Origin of the sequence: Corynebacterium phoceense, assembly GCF_900092335.1 — a bacterium.
Classification (GTDB): Bacteria; Actinomycetota; Actinomycetes; order Mycobacteriales; family Mycobacteriaceae; genus Corynebacterium; species Corynebacterium phoceense.
In genome coordinates, this window is record NZ_LT596208.1 from 182,487 (window position 1) to 209,240 (window position 26,754).

26 protein-coding genes are annotated in these 26,754 nt (G+C 62.2%); 13 read left to right on the forward strand and 13 right to left on the reverse strand.

Annotation, left to right across the window (positions count from 1 at the left end):
* Nucleotides 1–432: hypothetical protein (locus BN9444_RS14700; protein WP_199872850.1), on the forward strand; the 432-nt coding region annotated here is incomplete at its 5' end.
* A gap of 120 nt (nucleotides 433–552) precedes the next feature.
* On the opposite strand, the gene BN9444_RS05040 is transcribed toward BN9444_RS14700, so the two are convergent.
* Entirely contained in the window at nucleotides 553–894 is a 342-nt protein-coding gene (locus tag BN9444_RS05040; RefSeq protein WP_066512130.1) for a winged helix-turn-helix transcriptional regulator, read from the reverse strand.
* A 107-nt stretch (nucleotides 895–1,001) separates the two neighbouring features.
* Between BN9444_RS05040 and BN9444_RS05045 the strand changes: the two genes are divergently transcribed.
* Complete coding sequence (locus BN9444_RS05045; protein ID WP_068801529.1) at nucleotides 1,002–1,628, forward strand: NAD(P)-dependent oxidoreductase; 627 nt, start codon at nucleotides 1,002–1,004, stop codon at nucleotides 1,626–1,628.
* Between the two features lie 158 nt (nucleotides 1,629–1,786).
* Nucleotides 1,787–3,046: an alpha-hydroxy acid oxidase gene (locus BN9444_RS05050; protein ID WP_068801530.1), complete on the forward strand. Its 1,260-nt coding sequence runs from the start codon at nucleotides 1,787–1,789 to the stop codon at nucleotides 3,044–3,046.
* Nucleotides 3,047–3,439: 393 nt separating this feature from the next.
* On the opposite strand, the gene BN9444_RS05055 is transcribed toward BN9444_RS05050, so the two are convergent.
* The gene (locus BN9444_RS05055) at nucleotides 3,440–4,762 is read right to left on the reverse strand and encodes an ISL3 family transposase (protein WP_066509688.1); all 1,323 of its coding nucleotides are present in this window, start codon (nucleotides 4,760–4,762) and stop codon (nucleotides 3,440–3,442) included.
* A gap of 494 nt (nucleotides 4,763–5,256) precedes the next feature.
* Between BN9444_RS05055 and BN9444_RS05065 the strand changes: the two genes are divergently transcribed.
* On the forward strand, nucleotides 5,257–6,093 hold the full coding sequence (locus BN9444_RS05065; protein WP_068801532.1) for a DNA-formamidopyrimidine glycosylase family protein: 837 nt from the start codon (nucleotides 5,257–5,259) through the stop codon (nucleotides 6,091–6,093).
* Here BN9444_RS05065 and BN9444_RS05070 read toward each other — a convergent pair.
* Nucleotides 6,090–6,896: a PrsW family glutamic-type intramembrane protease gene (locus tag BN9444_RS05070; protein ID WP_068801533.1), complete on the reverse strand. Its 807-nt coding sequence runs from the start codon at nucleotides 6,894–6,896 to the stop codon at nucleotides 6,090–6,092. The genes BN9444_RS05065 and BN9444_RS05070 overlap by 4 nt on opposite strands.
* Nucleotides 6,893–7,339 (reverse strand): hypothetical protein, encoded by a 447-nt coding sequence (locus tag BN9444_RS14705; protein WP_199872851.1) that lies wholly within the window; start codon nucleotides 7,337–7,339, stop codon nucleotides 6,893–6,895. Before BN9444_RS14705 ends, BN9444_RS05070 begins: the two co-directional genes overlap by 4 nt.
* Nucleotides 7,340–7,426: 87 nt before the next feature.
* On the opposite strand from BN9444_RS14705, the gene BN9444_RS05080 reads away from it, so the two are divergent.
* Entirely contained in the window at nucleotides 7,427–8,665 is a 1,239-nt protein-coding gene (locus BN9444_RS05080; RefSeq protein WP_233423548.1) for a sensor histidine kinase, read from the forward strand.
* Nucleotides 8,662–9,288: a response regulator gene (locus BN9444_RS05085; RefSeq protein ID WP_068801535.1), complete on the forward strand. Its 627-nt coding sequence runs from the start codon at nucleotides 8,662–8,664 to the stop codon at nucleotides 9,286–9,288. Before BN9444_RS05080 ends, BN9444_RS05085 begins: the two co-directional genes overlap by 4 nt.
* A gap of 37 nt (nucleotides 9,289–9,325) precedes the next feature.
* Here BN9444_RS05085 and BN9444_RS05090 read toward each other — a convergent pair whose 3' ends face one another.
* Nucleotides 9,326–10,555, reverse strand: a complete 1,230-nt coding sequence (locus BN9444_RS05090) for an MFS transporter (protein ID WP_083297841.1) — start codon at nucleotides 10,553–10,555, stop codon at nucleotides 9,326–9,328.
* Nucleotides 10,556–10,648: 93 nt separating this feature from the next.
* On the opposite strand from BN9444_RS05090, the gene BN9444_RS05095 reads away from it, so the two are divergent.
* From BN9444_RS05095 to BN9444_RS05105, 4 genes are all read left to right on the forward strand, one after another.
* On the forward strand, nucleotides 10,649–11,062 hold the full coding sequence (locus BN9444_RS05095) for a YccF domain-containing protein (protein WP_068801536.1): 414 nt from the start codon (nucleotides 10,649–10,651) through the stop codon (nucleotides 11,060–11,062).
* A gap of 86 nt (nucleotides 11,063–11,148) precedes the next feature.
* The gene (locus BN9444_RS05100) at nucleotides 11,149–11,562 is read left to right on the forward strand and encodes a hypothetical protein (RefSeq protein ID WP_068801537.1); all 414 of its coding nucleotides are present in this window, start codon (nucleotides 11,149–11,151) and stop codon (nucleotides 11,560–11,562) included.
* 239 nt (nucleotides 11,563–11,801) lie between these two features.
* Nucleotides 11,802–12,113, forward strand: a complete 312-nt coding sequence (locus BN9444_RS13515; protein WP_077210045.1) for a type II toxin-antitoxin system Phd/YefM family antitoxin — start codon at nucleotides 11,802–11,804, stop codon at nucleotides 12,111–12,113.
* 23 nt (nucleotides 12,114–12,136) lie between these two features.
* Nucleotides 12,137–12,442, forward strand: coding sequence for a hypothetical protein (locus BN9444_RS05105; protein ID WP_066487730.1), 306 nt, complete (start codon nucleotides 12,137–12,139; stop codon nucleotides 12,440–12,442).
* 87 nt (nucleotides 12,443–12,529) lie between these two features.
* On the opposite strand, the gene pgi is transcribed toward BN9444_RS05105, so the two are convergent.
* Together pgi and BN9444_RS05115 are read right to left on the reverse strand one after the other, a co-directional pair.
* Nucleotides 12,530–14,161, reverse strand: coding sequence for a glucose-6-phosphate isomerase (gene pgi / locus BN9444_RS05110; protein WP_068801538.1), 1,632 nt, complete (start codon nucleotides 14,159–14,161; stop codon nucleotides 12,530–12,532).
* A gap of 136 nt (nucleotides 14,162–14,297) precedes the next feature.
* Nucleotides 14,298–14,672, reverse strand: a complete 375-nt coding sequence (locus BN9444_RS05115; protein ID WP_066487746.1) for a chorismate mutase — start codon at nucleotides 14,670–14,672, stop codon at nucleotides 14,298–14,300.
* A gap of 118 nt (nucleotides 14,673–14,790) precedes the next feature.
* Here BN9444_RS05115 and pcrA point away from each other — a divergent pair, with 118 nt between their 5' ends.
* Nucleotides 14,791–17,427: a DNA helicase PcrA gene (pcrA, locus tag BN9444_RS05120; RefSeq protein WP_084759251.1), complete on the forward strand. Its 2,637-nt coding sequence runs from the start codon at nucleotides 14,791–14,793 to the stop codon at nucleotides 17,425–17,427.
* Nucleotides 17,428–17,453: 26 nt separating this feature from the next.
* Here pcrA and BN9444_RS05125 read toward each other — a convergent pair whose 3' ends face one another.
* From BN9444_RS05125 to BN9444_RS05150, 6 genes are all read right to left on the reverse strand, one after another.
* A complete protein-coding gene (locus tag BN9444_RS05125; protein ID WP_068801539.1) occupies nucleotides 17,454–18,209 on the reverse strand; it encodes a M23 family metallopeptidase in 756 nt (251 codons plus the stop codon).
* 438 nt (nucleotides 18,210–18,647) lie between these two features.
* Nucleotides 18,648–19,955 (reverse strand): hypothetical protein, encoded by a 1,308-nt coding sequence (locus tag BN9444_RS05130; RefSeq protein WP_068801540.1) that lies wholly within the window; start codon nucleotides 19,953–19,955, stop codon nucleotides 18,648–18,650.
* Nucleotides 19,942–21,405: an FtsX-like permease family protein gene (locus BN9444_RS15435; RefSeq protein ID WP_068801541.1), complete on the reverse strand. Its 1,464-nt coding sequence runs from the start codon at nucleotides 21,403–21,405 to the stop codon at nucleotides 19,942–19,944. Before BN9444_RS15435 ends, BN9444_RS05130 begins: the two co-directional genes overlap by 14 nt.
* Complete coding sequence (locus BN9444_RS05140; protein ID WP_068801542.1) at nucleotides 21,405–22,136, reverse strand: ABC transporter ATP-binding protein; 732 nt, start codon at nucleotides 22,134–22,136, stop codon at nucleotides 21,405–21,407. Before BN9444_RS05140 ends, BN9444_RS15435 begins: the two co-directional genes overlap by 1 nt.
* The gene (locus tag BN9444_RS05145) at nucleotides 22,133–22,675 is read right to left on the reverse strand and encodes a PadR family transcriptional regulator (RefSeq protein WP_066487761.1); all 543 of its coding nucleotides are present in this window, start codon (nucleotides 22,673–22,675) and stop codon (nucleotides 22,133–22,135) included. Before BN9444_RS05145 ends, BN9444_RS05140 begins: the two co-directional genes overlap by 4 nt.
* Nucleotides 22,676–23,157: 482 nt before the next feature.
* A complete protein-coding gene (locus BN9444_RS05150) occupies nucleotides 23,158–23,922 on the reverse strand; it encodes a M23 family metallopeptidase (RefSeq protein ID WP_066487763.1) in 765 nt (254 codons plus the stop codon).
* A 366-nt stretch (nucleotides 23,923–24,288) separates the two neighbouring features.
* Between BN9444_RS05150 and BN9444_RS05155 the strand changes: the two genes are divergently transcribed.
* Nucleotides 24,289–26,085 carry a cell division protein PerM gene (locus BN9444_RS05155; RefSeq protein WP_068802140.1) on the forward strand — a complete coding sequence of 599 codons (1,797 nt, stop codon included), beginning with the start codon at nucleotides 24,289–24,291 and terminating at the stop codon, nucleotides 26,083–26,085.
* 47 nt (nucleotides 26,086–26,132) lie between these two features.
* Nucleotides 26,133–26,720: a phosphoribosylglycinamide formyltransferase gene (gene purN, locus BN9444_RS05160; protein WP_077210046.1), complete on the forward strand. Its 588-nt coding sequence runs from the start codon at nucleotides 26,133–26,135 to the stop codon at nucleotides 26,718–26,720.
* Nucleotides 26,721–26,754: the final 34 nt, after the last annotated feature.

Sequence of the window (26,754 nt, forward strand, 5' to 3'; positions counted from 1 at the left end):
GCTTTGGTCGTGCTCGTGGACGGCCTGCCCGTCGCGCACCTCACGCGTGGCGGCAAGACGCTCACGACCTTCCCGGTGCCCGCGGGCATCGATGGCGGCGAGGTCGTGGGCTATATCGTGGCGGCGCTCACTGAGGCCGTCGCATCTGGGCGCCTCTCGCCGCTCACCATCGAAAAGGCCAACGGGGCCTCGGTCTTTGAGACCCCGTTGGCGAATCAGCTGCGCGAGCACGGCGCAGGGATTACTCCGAAGGGCGTGCGGATTTCTGGCAAGCTTTCGACCTCCGTGGCGCCGAGCAGGCGGGGACGGTCGCTTTCCGATGCGCTGGAGTCGGTGCCGGAGGCCGAACCCTCTGATGGTGCTGCCGACGCGGGGTGTGAAGGCTGGCGGTCCGCGCCGGGTGGTTTCCGGCCGCGTGGGTATCGGCGCTAGGGATACGACTGGTGCCGCAGCACATCCTGGCTTTGGTTTTGTTGCGTTTGGGGGCTGGTTTGGCGGCGTGAAGCGCCATAAACCCAAAGCTGGGTGAGCGGCGGAGCGTGGATACCAGTGCTAGACGATTTCCTTGGCAACCTGCTGCTGGTAGTGCGTGCCCCATTCGTCCATGGCGTCAAGGATGGGGCGCATAGACTGGCCGAGCGGAGTGAGCGAGTACTCGACGCGAGGCGGGACTTCGGCGAAGACCTCGCGGTGGACGATGCCGGTGTCTTCCATCTCGCGCAGGTTCGACGTGAGAACCTTCTGGCTAATGCCGGTCACGGAGCGCCGCAGCTCGTTAAAACGCATGGTGCCGTCGAGGAGATCGCGCAGGATCATGGCGCGCCAGCGGTTGGACAGAAGCGTGAGTGTCGTCTCGACGGGGCAGGCGGGCAAAGAAGTAAGCGGCTGTTTCATGGCTGTGACCTTGATAGTTTCTTTTTGGCTCCTACTTCCGTAAAGATACCACATGCGCGTAAGGTTGGCTTCAACGTTAAAGTTAAACCTACTGAAGGAGAACTCCCATGAAGATTGTCGTCATCGCTGCCAACGGCAAGGCCGGCCAGCGCATCGTCAAGGAAGCACAGGCCGCAGGCCACGACGTCACCGCCATCGTGCGTGGCGAGAACCGCTCCGCTGCAACGAACGTCATCACGCGCGACATTATGGACATCACGGCGGAGGACCTCGCTGGCTTCGACGCTGTCGTCAACGCCTTCGGCGCCTTTACCCCGGAGACGCTGCCGCTGCATACCAGGTCCGTGGCACACCTGGGCGACGTGCTCGCCGGTTCCGATGCTCGTCTCTACGTTGTAGGTGGTGCCGGTTCCATGATCGTGGACGATAAGGGCACCAAGCTGCTCGAGACTCCGGACTTCCCGAATATGTTCGTGCCGCTGGCTTCCGCACAGTCGGAGCAGCTCGATTACCTGCGTATGCGTGATGATTTCAACTGGACCTTCGTGTCCCCGGCTGCCGAGTTCGATGCCGAGGGTGAGCGCACCGGGAAGTTTGAGATTGTCGACTCCGACAAGTTCACCGTCGATGCCAACGGCAACAACGAGATTTCCTACGCTGACTACGCCGTGGGCATGGTCGCGCTCATCGAGGCTGGCTCCAACAACCACAAGCGTGTGAACATCCGCCACTAGGTTTCCTCGCATGCGCCCCCAGTGTCACTTCGGTGGCGCTGGGGTTTCGTGCTGTCTGGGGGAGGACCTCAGTTTGGCGCTATTTCTGTAGAAGAGTAGGAATGAAAGCAGGACCGCTTTCTACGGCCGCACTACGAACCACGAAGAGGAGAACCGTCATGCGTCTCAAGCGTCAATTGCCCCAAGTCTCAGAACTGAAGAACCTCATGCGCTTTGAGAGGCCGACCCTCGACCGTCGCGCCGCGCGCCTTGCGGAGGCCGCTGACGTGTGGGATCTCCGGAAGATTGCCAAGCGTCGCATTCCGAAGGCTGCCTTCGACTACGTGGACGGCGCCGCGCGCGACGAGGTTACCTATGACGAATCACGGGAGACCTTCCGCTCCATTCGTCTACTGCCTAACGTGCTCACAGGTGCCACGGAGCTCGACCTGTCCGTCGACATTGCGGGTGGGCGTTCCGCGCTGCCGTTCGGTATTGCGCCGACCGGGTTTACGCGCTTTATGCATGCCGAGGGTGAGGATGCGGGGGCATCGGCAGCAACGGCGGCGGGTATCCCGTTCACGCTGTCGACAATGGGTACTCGCTCCGTGGAGGAGGTCGAGCGGGCCTCCGGACGCGGGCGCCGCTGGTTCCAGCTCTACCTATGGAAGGACCGCACGGCCAGCGCGGAGTTGCTGCGTCGCGCGGCGGCGAGTGGCTACGACACGCTCGTCGTCACTGTCGATACCCCGGTCGCGGGCCAGCGCCTGCGTGACACGCGCAACGGCATGCGCATCCCGCCGCGGCTCACCGCCGGCACCGTTCTTGACGCCGCGTGGCGTCCGGAGTGGTGGTTCAACTTCCTCACGACGGACCCGGTCACCTTCGCGTCGCTGACCTCGACGACGGGTACTCTGGGTGAGCTCGTCAACACGATGTTTGACCCGGGTCTCAACTTCGACGATCTCGCGTGGATTCGCGAGCAGTGGGACGGAAAGATGCTCGTCAAGGGCATCGTCAACCCTGCTGACGCCCGCAAGGTGATCGAGCTCGGCGCCGATGGCGTGGTGGTTTCCTCGCACGGCGGCCGTCAGCTCGACCGCGTGGTCAATACGCTGCGCGCTCTCGAAGCCATCCGCGCCGAGCTCGGCCTCGACGCCGAGATCGTCTACGACTCCGGCATCATGTCCGGCACCGATATTGCGATTGCCCTAGCGCTCGGCGCGAACTTCGTGCTCATCGGCCGCGCCTACCTCTACGGTCTGATGGCGGGCGGGCGCGAGGGCGTGGATCGCACCATCGAGCTGCTCACCTCCGAACTGGAGACTGCCTGCACGCTGCTCGGCGTGTCCTCTGTGCGCGACCTGAAGCGCGAGCATGTCATCACGCCGTGGGAGAGTAGGGCGTCGGTGCCGGGAGTTACTTCCGGCCTCGCCTAAACGCAACGGCTTACGTTCTGTGTCTGTTCGGAGTTAACCGACAGTGCAGTGGTCCGCACAATTGGAGTTGGCTGAATCCGGGAACGAGCGTGATGCGGCGTGATAGTCGGGCCTGGGGAGACACCAGAAGCTGCGAAAAAGAAAGGGCGGGCCGTCGCATCACGTGCGGGGCCCGTTGCCTAATTGCCACTGAGTGGCTTCGCAACAACAATACCAACGTTGTCGTGTGCGGCGCCAAAATTCCCACGACGACGCACGGATTCTGCTCCGTTGCGAATATCCACAACGCTCCAGGGACGCTGGAGCTTTCTGTGATTTCGAGTTAGCTGCAAGCCCGCTGTGGGTGAGCACCGTAATCCAGATGTGCGCCACAGCAAAGCGGCTCTTCCGGTTTTAGAGTGCATTGATTTTGTGTCGGATGTTGGCGGCGTGAATCAGGCACCGCAATATGTAGTGGTCGAGGTTGCGGAATCCCAGGGCGATGCCGCGTAGGAATTCCAACCGACCGTTAATCGCTTCGACAGGTCCGTTGGATACTCCGTGGTCGAAGTAGGCGAGGATGTCCTTGCGGCGTTTGTTCATGGTCCTGCCTAGCTGCGCGATCTCAGCGATCCCGGCGTCTTTGATGTCAACAAGCGTGTCAATGAGCGTGCTCATGGCTTTCTTGGCTGCTTGCTTGTTGGGATTGTTGTAGCAGCTTATGACTTGTTGGTAGTAGGTCCAGGTCTCTTGTAGCGGCGCGTAGTCGTCGTCGAAGTCAAACAGTTCCTCAAGCCTCCCGCGCTGCTTGTCGGTGAGCAAGCCCTCGGTGGTCAACAGAGTTTTCCGGTTGCGGTAGAGCGGGTCTTTGCTGCGGCCACGTCGGCCTGTTGTTTCTAACTGGAGCCTGGCGCGGCACTTGGTGAGCTTGTCACCGGCCAGGCGTACAACGTGGAACGGGTCCATGACTTGGGTGGCGTTGGGAATGACTTCGCCAGCGGCGGTGGCATAGCCTTGGAAGCCGTCCATGCTGATGATCTTGACCTGATCGCGGAACTGCTCGCTGTGATTATTCAGCCATGTTCGTAACGCGTCAGCGCTTCTGCCTGGGACAACGTCAAGAAGCCGAGCGGGGCGGATGACGTTTCCATCCTTGTCGTGGTGGTCGGTCATATCAACGATGACGGTGACGTATCCGTCGCGCCATGTGCGTCGGTTGTGCGACCAGCGATGCTCATCAACACCGATGACCTTGACCCCGTCGAGGTAGTGCTCGTCGTTGTAGATCAAGTCCTGGACAGCGGCTAAGGCCAAGGCGTTGGTGGTATCCCACCCCAGGCCTAATGACTTGGCTGCAGCGGCAACGCTCATCCGATCTAGGCAGAGTCGTTGCAGTATCCAGCGGGTCACCCTGTCCGTGGTCTTTGAATTGTCGGGCGCGCAGGTAAGGCCCGCGCGGAAGATCTTCTGCAAGCAGCGCTTGTTGGTGCACCGGTAGCGTGGAAGGCGCACATGAAGGCGTGTTGGGTGGCCGACGATGGGCAGATCGACCAGGCTGCGGATGACGTGGTCGCGGAATACTCCAGGCTGACCGCACGTGGGGCATTCATTGATGGGCTCGACGGGCTCGGCTTCGATGACGGTGACATCGCCGTGTTCTGCGGCCCCGGTGATAGTAACTCCTAGTTCTGCGGTGCGGCAGATGGTATCGACGATGACATTTCCGTTAGGCTGCACAGTAGGTCCTTGGTTTGTACGGATGGATTAGACACCCTTATTCCTACAAAGCCAAGGACCCCAATATCTTGTGCCACGCCCGAACCCCCGGCGAACTAATCAATGCACTCTAAAACCGGAAGAGCCAGCAAAGCACAGGCTCGCGGCGGTGAGCAGGTGGTGACGCAGCACCGCGCCGCAACTGATGAACATGACGGCGGGGAGCAGCGCGCGTCCGCATCTCAAATCTGCCCACGCCGAGCGGGAGAACCACGAGGATTATGCACGCACAGCGGGCGATATTCTCGGCCACCGTGAGTGCGACGGGGACGTCCACCGGCGGTTGCGCGTCGCCGTTGCCGCCGGCGAGCGCCCCGATGATATTCGGTACGAGCAACACCACGAGTTGGTCGGCGCCGTAGGCGTTGAGTCAGTTGAATGTCATGATGACTCCTTACTGGTTCAGTGTAGGGCTGGCGTAGAATCGCCAGTCGTTAAAAAAGGAGTGATGCCGCGTGCCTGAGGGTGATTCCGTCCTGCAGCTGGCCGAACGCATGCAGTTCATGGTCGGCCGCGAGGTGACGAAGACCTCGGTGCGGGTGCCGCGCTATGCGTTGGCGCGCTTCGATGCGATGGAATGCGTGGCCGTGTGGCCCTACGGCAAACACCTTTTTATGGAATTCGCGGGGGCGGAGGGCGAACCGCTTATCCTCCACACGCACCTGAAGATGGAAGGGCAGTGGCATATCCACTACGCGGGGGATAGGTGGCGCGCGCCGGGGCATACCGCGCGCGTCGTGCTGCGCTTGGCCAACGAGCCGCGCGATATTGAGGTTGTCGGCCACACGCTAGGCTTCGTCGAGGTCTATCCTGAGTCGGATTACCTAGGGCGCATCGAGCATCTGGGCCCAGACATCCTCGACCCGGACTGGGAGACAAATGGCGGGCGCGAGGAGGCGATCCGGCGCATCGAGGCGCGGCCCGACCGTCCCATCGGCGCGGCGCTGCTCGACCAGAAGAACGTCGCGGGCATCGGCAACGAGTACCGCGCCGAGGCCTGCTTTATCGCGGGCATGCATCCCGCGGAGCGTGTCGGCGACGTCGACGTCGAGAAGATCATGGATGTCTCGCGGACAATCATGTGGGCCAACAGGTTCTCGCCCATCCGAGTCACGACCGGTGTGCGGCGCGCCGGGGAGACGACGTATGTCTTCGGTCGCAATAATGCGCGCTGCCGACGCTGCGGCACGCCCATCGAGAAGGGAGTGCTCGGCGGCGTCGACGCCAATGGCGATGAAGGCGAACTAGAGCGGATTATTTGGTGGTGTCCGTACTGCCAGGGGACGGCTTAGTTCTTTGCCGGTACCAGGGGACTGTGTGCTGGGGCATCTGAAACATCTGATTGGCTGAGCTTTCGCTCACGGCGCGCGGAGCGAACCAAGCGGATATAGAGCCAGATGCACGTAGTCCACGTGCCTGCGACGACGCAGAACGACGCGATAATCGGCCAATTCGCGTCGGGGAAGGTGGAGGCCAGCGAGGGGAAGAGATTATTAAGCGTGTGCAGGGCGACGCCAAGCAGCCACCACAGGAAGGGGTTCTTGCGTGATAGTCCGAATGCTGCGAGACCGGTATAGAGCGCATGCCCAAAGGGGTTCCCGAACGTTCGGATAGAGACGCCCGCTGCAGCGCCGACGGTATCGGAATCAAGATCGTAGAGGGTAATGCGCGCAATAAAGGCGAAGTCTTCAACAATGGCAAATCCCATTCCCACCGCGATACCGACAAAAACGTAGTCTCGCGCCCGTTCGGGTTTGATGAAGTAGGTGCAGATGAGTAAGACACCGATGAACTTGAGTGTTTCCTCGTTGAGCGGTGCGAATCCTGCGGCGTCAAGCCATTGCAAATGGAATTTGGCTTGTATTTCGTCGAGTTGAGTGCCAAAGAATACAGCGGGACCGGTACAGGCGATGCCCCAGATGAAGCCAAGTACGGCGCCCTTATGTTTGCGGAGTATGAGCCACGAGATGAACAACAGGACGAGGCCGTTGATGAGACCGGCGAGGAGGCTGGCCTGGAGATACGGAAGCTGGAGCTGAAAGTGGACCGAGGAGGCGAGGCCTACGGTTACGAGTAGGTAGTAGAGGATTCTCATGCGTGCTCCTTGATGCGCTCGGCGTATTTCGCGGCATTCGGGCCGTCGAGATGGAAGAAGTCTTTGCCACCATCGCGGTCTAGACCGACGGTGATGTTTCCGAAGTCCTCGATTTGGTACACGCCTTGTCCGCGATCGTCGACGACGGCCTGTGGGAGCTGCGACGTGTAGTTGAACGCGCGATGTTGCCGCGGGAGGTATTCGTTGGGTTCTTGGGAAGTCTTGCTGCTCTTGGCATAAATCGTGACGCCATCGCATTCCCAGCTAGGAGTATCTTTCAGGTAGCCGAGGCCTTGCTCGCATTCCAATCCGGGGATTTCCAGGTTGTGAAATGCTACGGCGCTGGTGGGGTTGTGCGGATCGGGCAGAAAAGCGTTGGCTACAGGGACGCCGGCGAAGTAGACGGCGGCGAGAGCCATGATGGTAGGTACTTTCTTGTGCATGTCTTCAACGCTAGAAACGACGCTGTCCGAAACAATCCACCCTGGGGTGGATTTAACGCCGAGTAGGCGTTACTACTCTGGGTGGAGATGACACTTAAAAACTGGTTGCACCAACGGGCCTACGCAAAACACCTCCACGAATTACAAGGAGTAACGAGATGGCGGCGCGTAGCGCTCATTGTCTTTTGTGTGCTTGCGGACGTAGGGATGCTGGTGTGGATGTTCGTCGGTTTCGACCGGCGCGACGGTTCCGAATGGAGCGACACGTCGATGAACTACGCAGCCATAGCGGGAATTGTGACGGTTGCTTCGTGGTTCCTTTTGCCGCTGGCTTTGCGCCACGTACCACGCGAATACAGCCCGTACGAAAACTACCCGGGGCCGTTGATCTCTCTGGTGTCCGCGGTGATGATCTGCGCAACGGCAGGCCTCCATCAGCTCGCCGTGAGCGTCTACGTCGTTTATATCTCCCTCGTCTCGCGCGGCAACGTGCGGTGGGGCGTGGCCGGGCTCGTAGCGATGACTGCGAGCCTGGGAGTCAAGGTCTACGATCCCGATGCGTTCGAGACGATCCCCATGAGCGTGTTTGGATATGGCCTGCTGTGGTGTGTATTCGTTCTTTCCGGGTTCCTCATAGGCGTAGCCCGGCATAATCGCAGAGAAAAGCAGAGCATTCTTGTCGCTCAGGCAGAACTCAACGAGGAAAAGTTGCAGGCAGGTACAGAAAAAGCCCGGCAAGAAGAACGCGAGAGAATTGCTCGTGACATGCATGACTCGCTCTCACACAGACTGAGCCTCATCTCCGTCTTTGCCGGCGGACTTGCCTATCGCGACGATTTGAGCCGAGAACAAGTAGCCGAGTCAGCGGCGACAATTCAATCTGAAGCAGAGCACGCAGTGGATGACTTGCGCCGGGTGCTGCATTCGTTGCGCTTTGATGACCGGATTGATCCCCGCACTAGTCTTGAGGACCATGTTGCACGTGCACGCGCTACCGGGACCAAAGTAGCGGTCAATTATGTTGACGATTGCACCGGTGAGCTATCAACGATGGGTGTCCACGCGCTGAGCCGCGCAGTGCAAGAAGGCCTAACCAATGCGCGCAAATACGCGCCGGGGCACAAGGTCCACATCGAGGTAGACCGCGAGGACGACATGGCACGAGTAACGATGCGGAATCGAAAAGCCGAGAAAGTGCTCGCTACAGGAGGCGGAAACGGACTAATGGGTATGCGTGAGCGCGCACGTTTAGCAGGAGGGCGATTAGACGTCCATGACGATGAGGAATTTAGCTGGAGTTTGTACTTGCCGTTGGAGGAACGATGATCTCGGTTGTATTGGTTGATGACGAGGAACTGTTGCGGAGCGGAATTCGACTCATTCTGGAAGGCGCAGGCGATATTGAGGTAGTAGGCGAAGCGAGCAATGGCCGCGACGGAGTCGCCCTGGTTACTGAGCGTCGACCTGACCTAGTTTTGATGGATATCCGGATGCCGGTCATGGATGGGATCGAGGCAGTCAAGAAGCTCAAGTCTGCTGTTCCCGATATACCCGTTGTTATGCTGACGGCCTTTGATGCCGATGCATTCATCGTGGATGCACTGCATGCCGGGGCGATGGGGTTCTTATTGAAGACGACGGGGCCGGAGGCGCTCGTTGCTTCGGTGCGCGCTGTAGCAGAAGGCCAACAGCTTTTAAGCCCAAAGGCTCTGGCCAAGCTATTGGCTACGCCGCATGAGGCTCCCGCAGAATCCCTGGATGTGGAGGGGCTCAGCACACGCGAAAACGATGTCGCGCAGCTGATAGCTGAAGGACTTGATAACACTGAAATCGCCGAGCAGCTCTATGTCTCCGTGGCGACGGTCAAGACGCACGTCAAGCACATCTTGGAAAAAATTGGTGGGACCAACCGAGTCCATATTGCCATCGCGGTACTAGAGCGGCGGTAATTGATAGATACGTGGTGCGACGGATCCGTTCTGCGGTTTAAGCGGTACGAGGGAGTTGATCCTCGACGTAGGTCTGGCGGGATGCGAAGTAGCCGGCGACGAGGGTAACGAGTCCGATGGCGGCCATGACGGCGAGCGGAATAAAGAAGGAGCCGGTGGCCTCGCGTGCGGCGCCGGTGAGCAGTGGGCCGAGCGAGGCGAAAGTATAGCCGACGCCCTGGCCGAAGGAGGTGAGCGCGGTGGCGCCCTCGAGGGTGCGTGCCCTGATATTGACGAGCACAATGGCCATGGGGAAGAGGACGGTACCGACGGCGGCGAGCGTGACCCAGAGCCACGGCGCTGCGAGCGGGGCGAAAGCAAGGCCCAACATTGCGGCAGAAAAGAAGACCGCGGACATGATGACGACGGGGAAGACGTTATCCAGGCGCCCGGCGAGCCATGGGCCGGCGATCGTGACAGGAATGCCGAGAACACTAAAAAGAGCGAGCATATTCGCGCCGTACTGCGCGGTGTGGCCCGCGTCGGTGAAGATCTGCGGGATGAACGTCATCATCGTGTAGGCCACCAGCGAATTGGAGCCGAACATGAAGGCCATGCCGACGCCGATGGTGGTGCGCCACACCGGCAGACGGAAGTTGGGCTCGGGCGCGGTGTCGATGGGGTTCGGGCCGCGGTGGATGAGCAGCGGCATCCAACTTACTGCCGCGATGGCGGCGAGCACACCCCAGGAACCAAGCGAAATCTGCCAGCCGGGCAGGCCCATGTTCTCCGCCCAGTCCATCATGGGTACGGCGACAACGGGTGCTGCGGCGAGCATGATCTGACTCGACATCATGAAGGTGAGCGACATGCTGGGCACGTGACGCGGGAAGTATTCGCGCACGACAAGCGGCATGGTCGCGTTGAGGATGCCGATGGCAAACAGCGCGATGAGTGAGCCGACGAGCAACAGCCACTCGTTGGGATAGACGACGCGCAGGAGCTGGCCCACGGCGGTAAGTCCGAGCGAGAGGAGCATCATCTCGCTGAGCGTGAAGCGTGCCTTGATGCGGGGGAGCACGAACGCCGAGGCCGCGAACATCGCAGTGGGCACCGTGCCGATGATGCCCACCATGGTTCCGCTCATGCCGGTGGAGGCTTGGATCTCCGGAATGAGTGGGGAGATCGCCGTGATGACGGAGCGCAAATTGACCGCGGCCAGGATGATAGCGATGAGTGCAGTGATGCGCGGATAGCGGATGTTCTTATGCGGGGGAGGTGTGCTCATGATGGTGCTTCATCTTAGGTGCTGGTTACGCTGGTGGCGATCCGAGCGTTCCACCCCTGTGCCCTGCAGGTCTGTGCGGCTAGGCTGGGGCTCATGAAGACGATTCTCAACGTGATTTGGTTTATCTCCGGCGGCTTCCTCCTCGCCTTGGGCTACTTCCTGGCAGGCATCCTCGCCTGCATCTTCGTGGTCACCATCCCCATGGGCGTGGCCTCGTTCCGCATGGCACGCTTTGCCCTGTGGCCCTTTGGCAAGACCGTCGTGCAGCCTGCCCGAGGCACCGGCGGCATGTCGGCCGTCTCCAACGTGATGTGGTTTATCGTTGCAGGTCTCTGGCTGGCCATCGGCCACGTCGCCACCGCGCTCGCGCAGACCGTGACCATCGTGGGTATCCCGGTGGCCCTGGCTAACCTCAAGATGATCCCGGTGACCTGCTTCCCGTTCGGCCGCAAGATCGTGGACTCGGATGTCATCCCGCACGGCTGGGAGCCCATGATCAAGCTCTAAGAATTTTCTCCAGAAACCGGCTATCGGCAGCGGAAATGGGATAGGCTGAGGACAACTTAGTTCTCATTTTTTACAAGGAGTTCGTCATGCCTGGTTTTAGCCTCGATAAGCTGCAACAGTTTGCCGGCCCTGCCGCCGCGGTGGTCGCGCTCATCATCACGCTGATCGCTTCCCTCGTGCCGGGACTCGGCTCGAGCGCCCCGACCGAGACGAAGGGCACCGTCATCTTCACCGTCGTAGACCGCGCCGGCCTTCCCATGCGCTGTTCCTACACGAGCACGTGGCCGGAGATCCAGACCGAGGAAGCCAAATTCACCGCGGAGAACGGCACCGTGGGCTTCGATGCCCCAGCCGGCACCACCGTGGAGGTGAACTTCGACTGCCCGGCCGGCAAGGCCACCGCCAGCGCCACCGCACCGGAGACCGGCGTCGCACAGAAGAAGGTCACTGTGGACGGCTTTGCGTTGAGCTCGAAGGATGAGGGATCGAGCGCAGCGTAAACGCAGACCACACTGGAAATGTAGGGACGCCACGGTTGATGTGGGCGTCCCTATTTCTTATAGACACCTCCGCGCGCACCGAGGGGAAAATCTCGATGACGAGTTGTCCGTGGTCAACGGTGTACACCACGCGGTACCTTCCCACGCGGATGCGAAAGTCCCCTCGCCCTTGGAGTTTCTTGTAGCCCGTGGGAATGGATCGGTCGCGAGAGCATCGATGGCATCCTGCATGGCGGAGTATGCAGCGGGAGCACCGCGACGAATTGGGCGTCACTATTGATGAAAGTCGCTTTACTGGGAAGCAGACGATCGTTACCCGCAATGGGAAACGCGTTGCGGCAATCGTTGCCGTTAGCGATCTAGAAAGGCGTGAGGAGCTCGAAATGGAAGCGGATGTTGCTGCCTTTGATGAAGCTCGTCGGGCTGATGATGGCAAGCGCATACCGTGGCGGGATATCCGTGATTCCTCAAGCGCTCGCGACGGAATTTTTGGTTGCCGCGGTCACCGCGTGAGCGCACTGAAAATAGGATTCTCTTCGCTGAGTGCTTAGACATACAGAGAAAGGACAGCGCTATGGGATTCGGTGGAGCCTTCTATAGAAGGGACTCGGACGGGCGCCCGTGGGTGCCGCCGTGGTGGTTCTCCTTCGTCATCCTTCCCTTGTTGGTCATCGCGACGTTCTATGTAAGCCAGGTGACCGGCTGGGGCGGGGTGGCGTCCTCCAATGAGGAAGGCGTGCCGTGGAGCGAGGTGACTTCGGACGGAGTGATTCTCTACGTCGTGGGGTTCATGGCGTTCTACTTCGTCCTCGTGCTGCCCATCTTCGTAGTCCGCAGGCACCTGTGGGATAAGAAGCAGCAGGACGCGTCCCAGTCCTAAAAAGAAACCCTCAGTTCCACCGCGATGGTGAACTGAGAGTTTCTCCTTTGTGCGCCACCGGCGAGGCCGGGGACGCGCGATGTGGTCTTAGCGGTTCTGGCGGTACCAGCGCACGAGCTCGTCAGTGGAGGTGTCGCCGGAGTTGACCTCTTCCTTACCGGAGACGGCCGGGGCCAAGTCATTCGCCTGCTGCTTGCCCAACTCCACGCCCCACTGGTCGAAGGAGTTGATGTGCCAGATCATGCCCTCCGTGAACACGATGTGCTCGTAGAGGGCGATGAGCGCGCCGAGGGCGTGCGGGGTGAGCTCCTCGGCGAGCAGCGTGGTGGTGGGGCGGTTGCCCGGCATGACCTTGTGGGGGACGACCTCGGGGTCGACGCCTTCGTTGGCGATCTCCTCGGCGGTTTTACCAAAAGCCAGGACCTTGGTCTGCGCGAAGAAGTTGCCCATGAGCAGGTCGTGCATGGAACCCGAGCCGTCCGCAGTGGGGAAGTCCTTACGAGGGCGGGCAAAGCCAATAAAGTCAGCCGGGATGAGGTGCGTGCCCTGGTGCATGAGCTGGAAGAAGGCATGCTGGCCGTTGGTGCCCGGCTCGCCGAAGTAAATCTCGCCGGTGTTGTAGTCCACATCCTTGCCGCCGTGGCACACGGACTTGCCGTTGGACTCCATGGTCAGCTGCTGCAGGTACGCAGGGAAGCGGGCGAGGTCCTGGGAGTAGGGGAGCACGGCGTGCGTCTGCGCCCCCAGGAAGTCGGTGTACCAGACGCCGAGCAGACCCATGAGGACAGGAACGTTCTCCTCGAGCGGTGCGGTGCGGAAGTGCTCATCCATGGCATGCATGCCAGCGAGGAACTCGCGGAAGTTCTCCGGGCCGATGGCGGCCATGAGCGACAGGCCAATGGCGGAGTCAACGGAGTAGCGGCCGCCCACCCAGTTCCAGAACCCAAACATGTTCGCGGTATCGATGCCGAACTCGGCGACCTTCTCCGCGTTGGTGGACACGGCGACGAAGTGCTTGGCGATGGCCTCGGTGTTGCCGTCGTAGGCCTCGAGCGTCCAGCGGCGTGCCGCGTGGGCGTTGGTGAGGGTTTCCTGCGTGGTGAAGGTCTTGGAGGCGACGATGAACAGGGTGGTCTCCGGATCGAGGTCCGCGAGGTTGGCCGCCATATCGGATGGGTCGACGTTGGAGACGAAGCGCGCCTCAATATCGCCGGCGAGGTAGGTGCGCAGCGCCTTGTAAGCCATGGCCGGGCCGAGGTCCGAGCCGCCAATACCGATATTGACGACGGTCTTAATCTTCTTACCGGAGTGGCCGGTCCAGGAGCCGTTGTGCAGGGAGGCGACGAAACCTTCCATGCGGTTGAGCACTTCCTGGACATCGGCGTCTACGTCCTGGCCATCGACGGTGAGCTTGGTGCCCGCCGGAGCACGCAGTGCGGTGTGGAGGACGGCGCGGTCCTCGGTGGAGTTGAGGTGCTCGCCCGCAAACATCTTGTCGCGGGAAGACTCGATGCCCGCCGCGTGGGCCATGTCGAGGAGCGCGTCACGCACAGCGTCGTTGATGAGGTTCTTCGACAGATCGACGTGCCAACCAGCGGCGTCGAACGTCCAGTTCTTCGTGCGGTTGGGATCTGTGGCGAAGAGCTCACGCAGATTCGGGCGTGGAGCTGCGGCGAGCTCGGTGAGAGCGTTCCATTGAGGGTTCGACGTAATGGACATAAGGCGGGGCCTTCCTTCGCTTATTCAGGCGGGGTCTTTTACATCTTCCTACCGTAGTCCAAAAGTTTCACGCACGAGCGGGCAAAGATAGCGAAAAATGGTGCCCGATCGGGGATTTTCGCCACAGCGCGCGTGTCTAGCCCAGGCGCCCGCGGCCCATGCGTAGCAACGCTGACGCGATGGCGGGGCCTTCCTCGCCCAACTCATCGCGGAATTGGTTGATGATCTGCACCTCGCGGGTGTGGACCAGGCGCGTGCCGCCGGAGCTCATGCGCGTGCGCCCGATGGCTTGGGAGACCTGTTGGCGGCGCTTGGCGGCGTCGAGGATGATCCGGTCCATGCGGTTGATCTCCTCGCGGTAGCGCTGGATCTCCGCGTCGGAGAGGGGATCGTCCGTGCCGGACGGCATGCGGACGTCAAAGTCAGACTCGACGTTCGGGGTGGTCGTGCCGGTCTCGGGGATGTCGGTGCCCTCGGGGAAATCGGTACCGGAGTTAGTGTCAGCGCTCATGCGCTCATAATGTAGTCGCGGACACACCAAAAGCCAAGCATAGGGGCAAGATAGGGGCGGGTGTTCGGGCGTGGGGAACGACTCGTGTCGGCGGCTGCTAGTACGGTTGTAAGCCATCATGGATAACGCGTCTCCTTTTAACTCGAACCCTGCCTCGAAGTCGGACTCCGGCTCCACGCGCAACGTCGGCCAGAATCCCTTTGGCGGAGATAGTGCCGCGCGTGCGTCGCAGGCACCCGTGCCGGGCTTCCGTCCGCGCACCCAGGGCGGTTTCGGCGCGCCCGCGGGCGCTGCAGAGGCCGCCAGTAACGGCCAGCCAGCGGGGGAGGACCCACTCGTTGCGGGTCTCAACCCCCAGCAGAAGGAAGCCGTGGAGCACATCGGTGCGCCGCTGCTCATTGTGGCAGGCGCGGGCTCAGGCAAGACGGCGGTGCTTACGCGCCGCATCGCGTACCTCATGCATCGCCGCGGCGTGCAGCCGTGGCAGATCCTCGCCATCACGTTTACCAACAAAGCGGCGGCGGAGATGAAAGAGCGCGTGGGGCAGCTGGTAGGTCCCGTTGCGGAGCGTATGTGGGTCTCCACGTTCCACTCCATCTGTGTGCGCATCCTGCGCCAGAACGCGCAGCTTGTGCCGGGGCTGAACACGAACTTCACGATCTACGACAGCGATGACGCGCGCCGGCTGCTCACCATGATTGCCAAGGACATGCAGCTGGACCTGAAGAAGTACACCGGCCGTGTCCTCGCCAACCAGATTTCAAATCACAAGAATGAGCTCGTCGGTCCGGAGGAGGCGCTCGCGGAGGCCTCGAAGACGAAGAACCCGTTCGATACAACAGTCGCGCAGGTCTTCGCCGAGTATCAGCGCCGCCTGCGCGCGGCCAACGCCGTGGACTTCGATGATCTCATTGGTGAGGTCGTGCGCATCTTCACCCAGCACCCACAGGTGGTGGACTTCTATCGTCGGCGTTTCCGCCATGTGCTCATTGACGAGTACCAGGACACCAACCACGCGCAGTACCGTCTTGTCTCCGCGTTGGTCGGCGATGGCGTGGCACCCAATCCGGAACTGTGCGTCGTTGGCGACTCGGACCAGTCTATCTACGCCTTCCGCGGCGCGACCATTCGCAATATCGAGGAATTCGAGCGCGACTACCCGCAGGCGCGCACGATTTTGCTCGAGCAGAACTACCGCTCGACGCAGAATATCCTCAACGCCGCGAACGCCGTCATCGCGCAGAACGAGCACCGCCGCGAGAAGAACCTGTGGACCGCCCACGGGGAGGGGCCCAAGATCATCGGTTACGTCGCGGACAACGAGCACGATGAGGCCCGGTTCATCGCCCAGGAGATCGACCAGCTCGCGGATAGCGGACGCAACTACTCCGATATCGCGGTCATGTACCGCACGAACAACGCGTCGCGCGCGGTGGAGGATATCTTTATGCGCTCGGGCATCCCGTACAAGGTGGTCGGCGGCACGCGCTTCTACGAGCGCCGCGAGATCCGCGATATCGTGGCCTACCTGCGCATCATGGATAACCCGGATGACACGGTGAGCCTGCGCCGCATTATCAACGTGCCCAAGCGTGCGATCGGCGACGCAGCCCAGGGCCACATTGCGGTCCATGCGGACAATATGGGGGTGAGCTTTGGCCGCGCGCTTGTCGATGCCGCCGTGGACAAGGTCCCAGGCCTCGGCGCCCGTGCACGCAACGCGGTGGGGCGCTTCAATGAGATGATGGATGGCCTGCGCGCACAGCTGCCGGGCATGACCAATGAGGTGACAGGGCAGCCGGATCTGGGTGAGCTCATCACGGCGATCCTCGAGGCGACGGGATATAAAGAACAGCTCGAGCAGTCGAATGATCCACAGGATGGTGCGCGCCTCGATAACCTCAACGAGTTGGTTTCCGTCGCGCGCGAGTTCTCCTCGGAGGCCGCGAACCAGATGGCGTTTATGGATGACGACGATAAGGACTTGCTAAAGCAAGCCGAAGAAGACGGAGAAGCCGCGCCGGGCTCCCTGCAAGCCTTCCTGGAGAAGGTCTCGCTGGTCGCTGACGCGGATCAGATTCCGGACTCCGAACAGGGAGTCGTGACACTCATGACGCTGCATACCGCCAAGGGCTTGGAGTTCCCAGTCGTCTTCCTCACCGGCTGGGAGGACGGCCAATTCCCGCACGTGCGCTCCCTCGGAGACCCGAAGGAGCTGAGCGAAGAACGCCGTCTGGCGTATGTCGGCATCACGCGTGCCCGTGAGCAGCTGTATCTCACGCGAGCAATTCTGCGTTCGTCGTGGGGCAATCCCTTGACGAACCCGGCCAGCCGCTTCCTCGGCGAGATCCCGGAAGATCTCATCGACTGGCGCCGCGAAGAGCCCGATTCCAGTTTGTCCAGCTCCGGTCACGGAGCTGGAGCGTGGGGCAGTGGTGGAGACGATTATTCTTATGGCCGCAGCTTCGGCCGTGACTGGTCGGGGTACGGGAGCAGCCGCGGTGGCGGCTCGCGTGGTTCCGGGTCGTCCGCGTCTTCCCCAACGCAGCGGCGCCGTGAACCGTCCTCGTCCATGCCAAAGAACAAGAATCTTCACCTTGAGGTCGGCGACCGCGTCAACCATGCCAAGTACGGACTCGGCAAGGTGGTGGCCGCCAGTGGCACCGGCGCTCGCGCGACGGTGACCATTGATTTTGGCTCGGCGGGCACGGTCCGACTCATGCTCATCGGTGGTGTGCCGATGGAAAAGCTTTAGACCGTGCGCGGTAAGCCGGGCTGCAACTAGAAGTTAATGCCCTGCTCGGCGAACCAAGCCTGCGGATCCACCGGCGTGGTGCCGTCCGGGTGAATCTCGAAGTGCAGGTGCGGGCCGGTGGACTGGCCCTCGCTGCCGATGGACGCAATCTGCTGGCCGGCGCTCACGCGCTCACCCACGCCCACGAGTAGGGAGCTGGCCTGCATGTGGCCGTAGACCGACACGGAGCCGTCGTCGTGCTGGACGCGAATCCAGTTGCCGAAGCCCTGTGCGGGGCCCGAGCTGATGACGGTGCCGTCCATGACGGAGACAATCGGTGTGCCAATCGGGTTGGCGATGTCGATGCCGTTGTGCATCACACCCCAGCGCTGACCGAAGCCGGAGGTGTAGGTACCCGAAGTCGGGAAGACCACCGTGGCGCCGGAGGCCGTGCGGCCGCGCATGCTCGTGTTGAGCGCACCCGTGCTCGTCGACGGAGCGAAAGCCTCAGCCAGGCCCGGCACGATGGACGGGTCCAGCACGATGTTGAGCTCGTTGGTCTCTGCTTTGTAATCGATAGTCGGCACAACGCCCTCGTTGAGGACGCCGTTCGCCGCCTGAGCAAAGCCGATGGCGGCGCCCAGGAGGCCAGCACCGTCCACGGCTCCGTTTGACTCCGATTGGGACGACCCTTGCGAGACGTTGAAGGAGGCAACGGGGGTTTGCGCCGTGGCGGCCGGGGCGACGCCGAGCGCCGCGATGAGTGCGGCGGCGGCGAGGCCCGTGCGGTGGGTGCGCTTCATAAAAAGAGTCCTTTTCGGGTTGGACAAAATTCCAAAAAATTACTGCCAGTGGCCGTCGGCGTGTCGCTCCACGATTTCCGGCCACGTTATGGCAACGAAATAAAAGCTATCCCGTGGGTCCGCCATTGGCAACACGTCAAAATATGCAGGTAAATGCCCCAAATTCGAAAACCATTCGAACATGCCAGCGTGTTACGCATGTTACTAATGTGAAAGGTGTTACAACTGTAAAGTCTCGATTTAGCGAACGGGGGTAAGGGTCGGGGGTGGCTAAATATCGTCTCTGTAACATTCAGTATCCTCCCAGCTCATCAGCATCTCCGAACGCTGCACACAGAAGAAATCCCTGCGCACGCGAGAGTGTGCAGGGAATTTCTGTGAGAATCGGCGTGTCGCTACCGCGCACCATGTAGCCAGGCCTGCGATGGCGCCTGCGTGCTAAACGAGCGAGCGCTCGGCCTCGCGTCCCGGAAGCAGATCGGCTCGGTCGCGTCCCTGCGCGTCGAGCCGTGGGCGGTGGACCCACCACGCGAGTGCCGCCGTGACGAGGGGAACGACCACGCCGACGGCCATCATGAGCCACGACGGTTGGTAGTACGGAAGGCTGCCCCACCGGTATACCTCGCCCGCAATGGTGTGGGCGTCGCGGGTAGTGAAGAAGAAGGCGCCCACATGTCCAGCGAGGATGCCAGTCCACAGGCCGAGGGCAGCGACGAGTCCCGCCTGCAGGGCCGCGACCTTGGCGGCGAAGCCGGGAGCTGCGCCAAGCGAGGCGAAGACTCGGGACTCGCGACGAATGCCGGCGGCGGCGAGCGCGATGACGAGTGCCAACGCGACGAAGGATAGACCTGCGACTGCTGCGGCGAATGGCCAGGTCGGCGGATTGTAGGACTTGTAGACCGCGGAGGAATACCCGTACGCCAGGGGAGCAGGCGGGTCGCCTTCCTCACTGCCATAAATGTCCTCACGAATGGTGTTGTCCTGGTGGCGCGTGATGGGGTCATCGGTGAGCAAGGCAGTACCGGCATAGATGACCTTGACGCCTAGCTCGCGCGCGGCATCCTCGCTCACAAGGGTGAGCGACCTAGCGTGGAGCGGCAGAGCCTCCGCAATGGGAAGCTCCTTGCGTGCTTCTTTCGAAGCTTCCTCCCATGCGTAGCTACCGTCATTGGCAATCTCGACTGCGTCGTAGCGCTTGGACACGACCTCAGTGGTCTTCGCGTCGGCCAAGCCATGTCCCTTGTTGATGACCACGCCGCCGGCGCGCAGCGTTGCCGCCGCGCGGTCGCGATCCTCAGGTGAGTCGAACTTAAAAAGCGAGAACAGATCCTCGATGGTGTCCTGGGACGCGACGATGAGACGGTTGCCCAGGGGCGATTCGGAGGGATTTGAAGAGGTGCCAGCCAGCGTGGACAGGCAGGCACGCGCGGCGTCTGGATCGATGTCGGTCGTGCGTCCATGTGCGTCGGCGTATACCACGGCGCTTGGGTCATCGGTATACGCTGCGGCGCACTCCTCGGCCGCGGGAGCATAGAGCTGCGTCGAGCTGTCGTCTGGGCCGTAAGGTTCACGCCGCGCGTCCGCATCGAGTGCGTAGACGTCGACCTCCTTGGTCGGGCCGAGGTGTGGCGCAATGCGACCGATGCCCTCGCGGGCGGCCTCCCGGGAGTCCGCATTGACAAAGGCGAGATTGCTCGGCGTATACGTCGCGGCTATGGCCTGGCCTTGGGCATCATCGGTGCGCATCGAGACGACACCACCCACCACGAGTGCGGNCGTGTGCGCCCCAGAAGACGAGCCCTGGAATGCTCAACGTCATCGCCACGAGACCGACGAAGACGATGATGGTCCACCAGTCTCCCCCCGAGACATAGTGACGGTTCCCCGGGGTTTCGGCGAACCATAGGACGAGGGCGCCGATGGTCGTGAGCGCAAGTAAGACGGGGCCGCACACCATCCACCAGCGCCAGCGGACCATGCGGTCGGGTGCGCCGCCAGCCAAGGCACCGGCTAAAGAATTGCGGGCGGTGAGATAGGCAGGCACCGCGGCGGCGGTGATCGAGCCGAGTACGGCGACAAGACACGCGACGCCGATGCTCATCCACGCGATGTGCACGCTCCACCCGGGGTTCGCGATAGCCCACCAGGCCCAGCCGATGCCGCCGCCGAGGACCACGCCGAGCGTGGCGCCGATGGCACCGGCGAAGAGCGCGAAGACCAAGACCGCGGCCGCGATGTGCCAGCGCGACGCACCCTGGGCGGAGAGCATCGCGAACAGTCGCGTGTGGCGAGCGAGCGCCAGCGAGAATACGGGCGAAATAAACAGAACGATAAGCAGTGCGATGACCGCATAGAATGCCAGCGCGCTGAGGATTGCCAACGCAACCTGGCCAGGTGTCATGCCGGCCCAGGCCATCGGCGCGGCACTCGCGTGGTCCGGATTGATCTCAGGGGCATCGGCCGGAGGATGCGTGGCCAGGTCGGTGCTCAGCAGCATGCCGCCGCGCACGTTGACGTATTCGACGTCGGCCCACGAGATCTCCCCGCGTGGCCGGTAGAGCCACGTCACCATGGCCTCCACAGTGGTCGGGAGATCGACCTCGCGGTCATAGAGCGCGCCGTCGATGACGAGCGATTGATATGAAGGCGAGATAGCAGCGACGGTGAGCGTGCGCGTCGTTCCATCGGGCAGGGCCGTGGTGATGGAATCGCCGACAGAGATGTCCATCGCCTCCGCATTGAACTTGTCGAGGAAGATCTCATCAGGCCCCAGCGATGTAGGGAGATCCTCAGGCAAGAAGTCCGGGGAAAGCTGCACGATGGGAGAGTAGTACGTACCCGTCGGAGTAGCATCCGCGCCCTTCGCAACGTCTACGGTGAACTCCAGCTGGCGACCAATTTCGATGGAGTCGGGGACGACGGCCTCGGCATCGGAATACGCGGTGGGCATGCGCTGATCGCCGGTGCACGTTCCCGAGTACATGCCCGGTTCCTGCACGCAGGTCCCGCCTTCGATGGCGAGTTGCTCACCACTCGCGGGACTGGCAAGACGCCCGCTGCCGGAGGCGTCGCTGATGGCCAGCGCAACGACGACTGCGATGGGCAGCGCGATGAGCAGGACTGCGGCGATGAGCCGTCCGGGCGCGCGGAACATGTCGCGCCGGGTGGCGCGGGTGGCGGCGGCAAGAGAAGACATTATTTCTCCTCCTGTCCCAGGCGCGCGGCCTGTGGCGCGCCTGGTTCGCTGAGGCGGCCATCGCGGACCATGACGACGCGGTCGGCCCACGCGGCAAAGCGTGGCTCGTGCGTAACGAGGAGTCCGGAGGCGCCGGCGTCAATGCGCGCGCGCAGGGCGTTCATCACGTCCTCGCCCGTGGCGGTATCAAGCGCGCCCGTAGGCTCGTCCGCGAGGAGGACGCGGCGCGGGCCAATGAGCGCACGGGCGATGGCGACGCGCTGGGCCTGACCGCCGGAGATTTCCTCGGGGTAGCGATCGGCAAACCCTGCGCCGTCGAGGCCGACCTCGGAGAGGGCGGCATCGGCAAGCTCGCGGCAGCGGGAGGGGGACTCGCCGTCGAACTCAAGCGGCAGCGTGACATTCTCGCCGACGGTGAGCGTGGAGACAAGATTGAAGTCCTGGAAAACAAAGCCCAAGTGCTTGCGGCGAGCCTGGGCGGCGCGACGCGCGGAGAAGTCCGCGGTGTCGACACCCTCGATGAGCACGCGACCGGAGGTGGGGCGTAGGAGGAGCCCCGCGACATTGAGCAACGTCGACTTACCGGAACCGGAGGGACCCATGACGGCGACGAGCTCGCCGGGGTGTAGCTCGAGCGAAGCGGAGTCGAGCGCGGTGACTTGGCGGGCGCCGGTGCCGAAGACGCACGTGACGTCCTGGAGCTCGAGGGGGAGCGGAGAGGCGGCATTCATCGGTTTTCATTCTCCTGTGCGTTGGTGGAAAGGGGAGCGAGCGCTTCGACGCGGTCGAGCCAGCGCAGCGTGGCTTCGAGCTCGAAGATGCGTTTCTCTGAAGCGAGACGGTGAGCGCTGCGCACCTGGGGCATGTCGCGCTGTGCGGCGGTGAGCTCGCGGACGGCCTGGAGCGTGGCGAAGCGTTGGTTATCGAGGAGCGAGACGAGATCGATCTCAGGACGGCGTGCGGCGAGCGCGACTTTGATGACGAGCTCGTCGCGGTCAGCCGCCGGAGGGAGGACGGGCGCGTTGAACCAGTTGTGCAGTTCTGCGCGGCCTTCCTCCGTGATGGCGTACTGATCGGCCTTGCGCCCAGTGGGACCGGTGGTGGTGCCCGACTGAGCGATGAGCTCGTCGCGCTCCAACCGGGTGAGCGTTTGGGAGACCTGTCCGATGTTGAGTGTGGATCCCGTTTCTTCCGCGTAGCCATGCTGCAGGGCGCTCGCGCTCGCCGGCGCGGCCGCGAGCAGGGCCAATAGTGAATGTTTCACTGACATGATGGTCCTTCACGAAAGCGGTATGTGTACTGGTAAGGGCGTTGGTTACTGGGTAACCCGAGAGTTAGATTACCGGGTAACCATTGGGGCGTCAATGGCACGTGCGTTCGGTGGTGTGATGTGGGGGTTTGTATATATGTGTATGGGCGAGGTTCGTACTGGGCCGTCTGAGTGCTACCTCTTTACCCCCGTTTGGCACTAAAGTCTTGAACCTCCCCGGAGTAAAGTGGTGAAACGGGGTAGTTCAGGGGTGAAAATGCTGACGCGTCCGCAAGCGGCATGTGTATTAAAGTGATTTAACACACAGTAGAGGTAAGAGGGGCTTGTGCGGCCCTTATTGCCCGTGATTACACGTGCCGAGGAGCCTGAATGTTCGGTGGCCATGGCTGGGGCGGTGCTGTGGGGAGGAACGAAAAACGCCGAGTGCCCGCCTCCGTGAAGGAGGCGGGCACTCAGCGACGGTAGAAGTGTGAGGCGCTTATTTAGACGTTGATACCGCGCTCAGCGAGCCATGCGGCCGGGTCGACCGGGGTCGTGCCGTCCGGGTGGATCTCGAAGTGGAGATGGGAACCGGTGGAGAAGCCCAGCGAACCCATGCCAGCGATCTTCTGGCCGGCGGTGACGTGCTCGCCGACGGCGACGTCGAGGGTCTGCATGTGGCCGTAGACGGACACGGAGCCGTCCTCGTGCTTGATGCGGATCCACTGGCCGTAGCCGGAAGCCGGGCCCGAGTCGATGACGGTGCCGTCCATGACGGCGAGGATTGGGGTGCCCGGGGAGTTGGCGATATCGATGCCGTAGTGGAAGGAGCCCCAGCGCGGGCTGAACGGCGAGGTGAAAGCGCCCTCGGCCGGGCGAGCGACAGACGGTGCACGAGCAGCTTCATCGGCAGCTTGGCGGGCCTCAGATGCCTGGATAGCGGTGTTGAGCTGCTCGTCCAGGTTGGGCACCGGCTTGACCTCGGCAAGGTTGAGGACCTGCGGGGCGGTGGTGATGGCGGTCATTGCGCCATCAGCGGACTGCTGCAGCTGCTCCTGAGCGTCGCCCAGCGGGTTGGTCGTAGCGGCGAGCTTGACGTCCTGAGTCTCGGAACCGGACTGCAGCTGTGCGGCCGTGGCGCCACCAACGCCTGCGGATGAGACGGCACCCGCGGCGACGGTGAAGAGCGCGATGCGGCCCTTTGCGGTCTGTGCGGTAGCGATCTTGCGGTGGCGGCCGGAGCCGGCGCGCTGAGTCGTGCTTCGCATCTAACTTCTTCTTTCTTGTCCTTCATTCGTTACCAGAGGCGAAACGTTACGATGCGCCCTGTAGGTTTACGAATTTGTGACCTACTTGTTATCAACGAAAGGTAACAATAGCGTCTCGATGAGGGCTGGGCAAGCCGCTTGAGCAGTTCTTAGTCGATTCTTAGCAATCCGCCGTCGCGATGGTAGCAATCTGATAGAAGCCTGTGTCGTATCTTTAGGGCGCATTCCGAACGGAAATTTCGTGTTTGATTACCCCCCACCGCCGAGTCTCAACCTCTTCTTTACATATATAAGGAATAGAAAACGGGTGTCGCTCGTCGTGCCACCCGCGGCCCGCCGCTGGGTCGTGGCAAAGTGTTTTCCATCATGAGCAAGAACACCAGCCCCACCTCGCGCAGTCCTCGCCGCACGCATGCCACACCGGCCGCCGCCCGTGTCGCCTCCCGTGTGAGCGCCCGGAGCAAGGATAAGCAGGCCGCCGCCCCTCGCACCCTCGGTGCCCGCATCCGCCGGATGTTTTTTGCCGTCGCGCTTCCCGATGCCCTCGTGGTCGGCGTCATCATCGCCGTCGCCCTTGCGCTCGTGTTGCTCACCGGTTCGCCCGCGGCGTGGCTGCCCACCGCCATCGCCGAAGGGTGGATGGTTTCCACGCTCGGCTCGGCCAGCGCCGACGGAATCTCCATCGGCGTCGTTCCCGCGTTGCCAGCCTGCCTGCTCTTTGTCATGCTCGCCACGCGTGTGCATTCCTTGGTGAAGAAGCGGGTGAGCGTCAAGGACCTCCTTATTCTGTTGGGCTGCATTATCGCGGTGCCCACCCTCCTCACGCTCATCGCGTGGTTCATGCTCTGGGATGCGGGCAAGGTCTATGACGTCGCGCCGCCGAGCCTACTCACCACACTGCCGCGCGTGTGGATCCTGCATCTCGCTGCCATGGCGGTGGGCATGGGGCCGCGCCTCTGGCGCGCGCTGGCTCGCCGCTACGGTGTGCCGCGCGTCGTCGTCGACGCAGCATCGACGGCGGGCCGCGTGCTCATCGGGTTCGCCACCGTGGCCGCACTCGTCTTCCTCGTCCTTTTTATCGTGCGCTTCGACGCGCAAGCCGCCATGCTCGCCGGATATCCGAAACTGCCCGGGGTGGGTCTGGCGGGGCTTATCGCGCTGTCCATTTTCTATATCCCCAACGCGATCGTCGCGACAGGCGCCGTGTTGCTCGGCTCCGAGTTCCACCTCGGCACCGCGAGCGTGAGTCTCTTCGATACCGTTCTCCTGCCGCTGCCGCCTCTGCCAATCCTGGCCGCCGTTCCTGCGCAATCCGCGTCCTGGGCTGTGGGCCTGCTCGCGCTGCCTGCCCTCGTTGCTGTAGTACTCTTTCTCCGTGCCCGCCCGAGCTTCGCCCACGCCGCACTCGCCGGCGTCTGGACTGCGCTCGGAGTGGTGCTCGCGTGCTACTTCACGTCCGGCACCCTGGGCTACTACGGGCATGTCGGCCCCATGCTCTGGCTTGCTGCTGGCCTTGCCTTCCTGTGGACGGCAATGCCCGGCCTCCTCGTTGCCGCCGGCTACTACTTCTTCGACCGCCGCGCCGCGGGTGCTGCTGTGGCGGAAACGGACGAGGAAGAGTCTCACGCGGAGTCGGTCATTGACGAGAGCGAAGCAGAGTCTGACGCCGCCGAGCTCGAGGCAGGGTCGGAGGATTCGGCTGACGATGCTGAAGCCGACGAAGCTGAGCCTGCTGAGACGGTCGATGAAGTCGCGGAAGATACCGATGCACGCGATGAAGTCGCGGATTCTGAAGACAACGAGACTTTCGATGACGAGGTGGACACCGACGCTGAACTCCACGCGGACGCGGAAGCTGAGTCTGACTCTGGCGCTGAGCCGGAGTTTGGTGATGACGCCGAAACCCGGTCCGATGGAGAGGTCGAGGCCGAGGCCGAGGATCAGCGTGGCACGTCCGGGTTTGAGACCGCGGAAGTCACCGGTAAGAACGATGATGCGAAGGACAACGAGCCAGAAGCCGAAGCTGTCGAGGATGAAGTCCTTGAAGGCGAGCTCCTCGACGTCGAGTCCTCTGATGAGGTCTTAGAAGGCGAGATCATCGAGGGCGAGATTGTCACTGATGGGGGCACTGCGGAGGATGGAGACGCGGACACACAACGTTAGGCGGTGAAAAATTCCGCCATGAGGGTGTGACCGGCTACTCTAGGTGTGTGACTTCGACACGTATCGCACCGCTTGAGATCGTTGTGCTTGTCTCCGGCACCGGCTCACTGCTTCAGAACATCCTCGACCATCAAGACGACTCGTACCGTGTCGTCAAAGTTGTGGCCGACAAAGAATGTCAGGGCATCGAGCGCGCTGCTGCGGCTGGCATCCCCACGGAAGTGGTGGCGCTGGCCGAGGACCGCGAAGAATGGAACCACCGCCTGGTGACTGCCGTAGGCAGCCCGGACGCGGTGGTTTCTGCCGGTTTTATGCGGATTTTGGGCGCGGCTTTCCTGGAGCGCTTCGAAGGGCGCACCATCAACACGCACCCGGCGCTGCTCCCGGCGTTCCCGGGCGCGCACGCCGTGCGCGACGCGCTGGCCTACGGGGTCAAAGTCACCGGTTCTACCGTCCATTTCGTCGACGCTGGTGTGGACACCGGCCGTATTATCGCCCAACGGCCCGTCATGGTCGAGCGCGGCGATGGTGAAGCCAGCCTGCATGAGCGCATCAAAGTAGTTGAGCGCAAGCTCATCGTCGAAGTCCTGCGCGCAGCGCGCGTGGACGGCGACGCCCTTTCCATCGATCTCTAACACCGATCTTTAGTACAAGGAAGATTTCACACAA

Coding starts and splice junctions, on each gene's coding strand:
- BN9444_RS05155 (WP_068802140.1), top strand. CDS start 24,289: ATGAGCAAGAACACCAGCCCCACCTCGCGCAGTCCTCGCCGCACGCAT.
- BN9444_RS05085 (WP_068801535.1), top strand. CDS start 8,662: ATGATCTCGGTTGTATTGGTTGATGACGAGGAACTGTTGCGGAGCGGA.
- BN9444_RS05100 (WP_068801537.1), top strand. CDS start 11,149: ATGCCTGGTTTTAGCCTCGATAAGCTGCAACAGTTTGCCGGCCCTGCC.
- BN9444_RS05080 (WP_233423548.1), top strand. CDS start 7,427: ATGACACTTAAAAACTGGTTGCACCAACGGGCCTACGCAAAACACCTC.
- BN9444_RS05145 (WP_066487761.1), bottom strand. CDS start 22,675: ATGTCAGTGAAACATTCACTATTGGCCCTGCTCGCGGCCGCGCCGGCG.
- BN9444_RS05115 (WP_066487746.1), bottom strand. CDS start 14,672: ATGAGCGCTGACACTAACTCCGGTACCGATTTCCCCGAGGGCACCGAC.
- BN9444_RS05040 (WP_066512130.1), bottom strand. CDS start 894: ATGAAACAGCCGCTTACTTCTTTGCCCGCCTGCCCCGTCGAGACGACA.
- BN9444_RS05045 (WP_068801529.1), top strand. CDS start 1,002: ATGAAGATTGTCGTCATCGCTGCCAACGGCAAGGCCGGCCAGCGCATC.
- BN9444_RS05130 (WP_068801540.1), bottom strand. CDS start 19,955: ATGCGCACCGATGATGCCCAAGGCCAGGCCATAGCCGCGACGTATACG.
- BN9444_RS05140 (WP_068801542.1), bottom strand. CDS start 22,136: ATGAATGCCGCCTCTCCGCTCCCCCTCGAGCTCCAGGACGTCACGTGC.
- BN9444_RS05150 (WP_066487763.1), bottom strand. CDS start 23,922: ATGCGAAGCACGACTCAGCGCGCCGGCTCCGGCCGCCACCGCAAGATC.
- pcrA (WP_084759251.1), top strand. CDS start 14,791: ATGGATAACGCGTCTCCTTTTAACTCGAACCCTGCCTCGAAGTCGGAC.
- BN9444_RS05070 (WP_068801533.1), bottom strand. CDS start 6,896: ATGAGAATCCTCTACTACCTACTCGTAACCGTAGGCCTCGCCTCCTCG.
- pgi (WP_068801538.1), bottom strand. CDS start 14,161: ATGTCCATTACGTCGAACCCTCAATGGAACGCTCTCACCGAGCTCGCC.
- BN9444_RS05090 (WP_083297841.1), bottom strand. CDS start 10,555: ATGAGCACACCTCCCCCGCATAAGAACATCCGCTATCCGCGCATCACT.
- BN9444_RS05105 (WP_066487730.1), top strand. CDS start 12,137: ATGGGATTCGGTGGAGCCTTCTATAGAAGGGACTCGGACGGGCGCCCG.
- BN9444_RS05125 (WP_068801539.1), bottom strand. CDS start 18,209: ATGAAGCGCACCCACCGCACGGGCCTCGCCGCCGCCGCACTCATCGCG.
- BN9444_RS05095 (WP_068801536.1), top strand. CDS start 10,649: ATGAAGACGATTCTCAACGTGATTTGGTTTATCTCCGGCGGCTTCCTC.
- BN9444_RS14705 (WP_199872851.1), bottom strand. CDS start 7,339: ATGCACAAGAAAGTACCTACCATCATGGCTCTCGCCGCCGTCTACTTC.
- BN9444_RS13515 (WP_077210045.1), top strand. CDS start 11,802: ATGCAGCGGGAGCACCGCGACGAATTGGGCGTCACTATTGATGAAAGT.
- BN9444_RS05050 (WP_068801530.1), top strand. CDS start 1,787: ATGCGTCTCAAGCGTCAATTGCCCCAAGTCTCAGAACTGAAGAACCTC.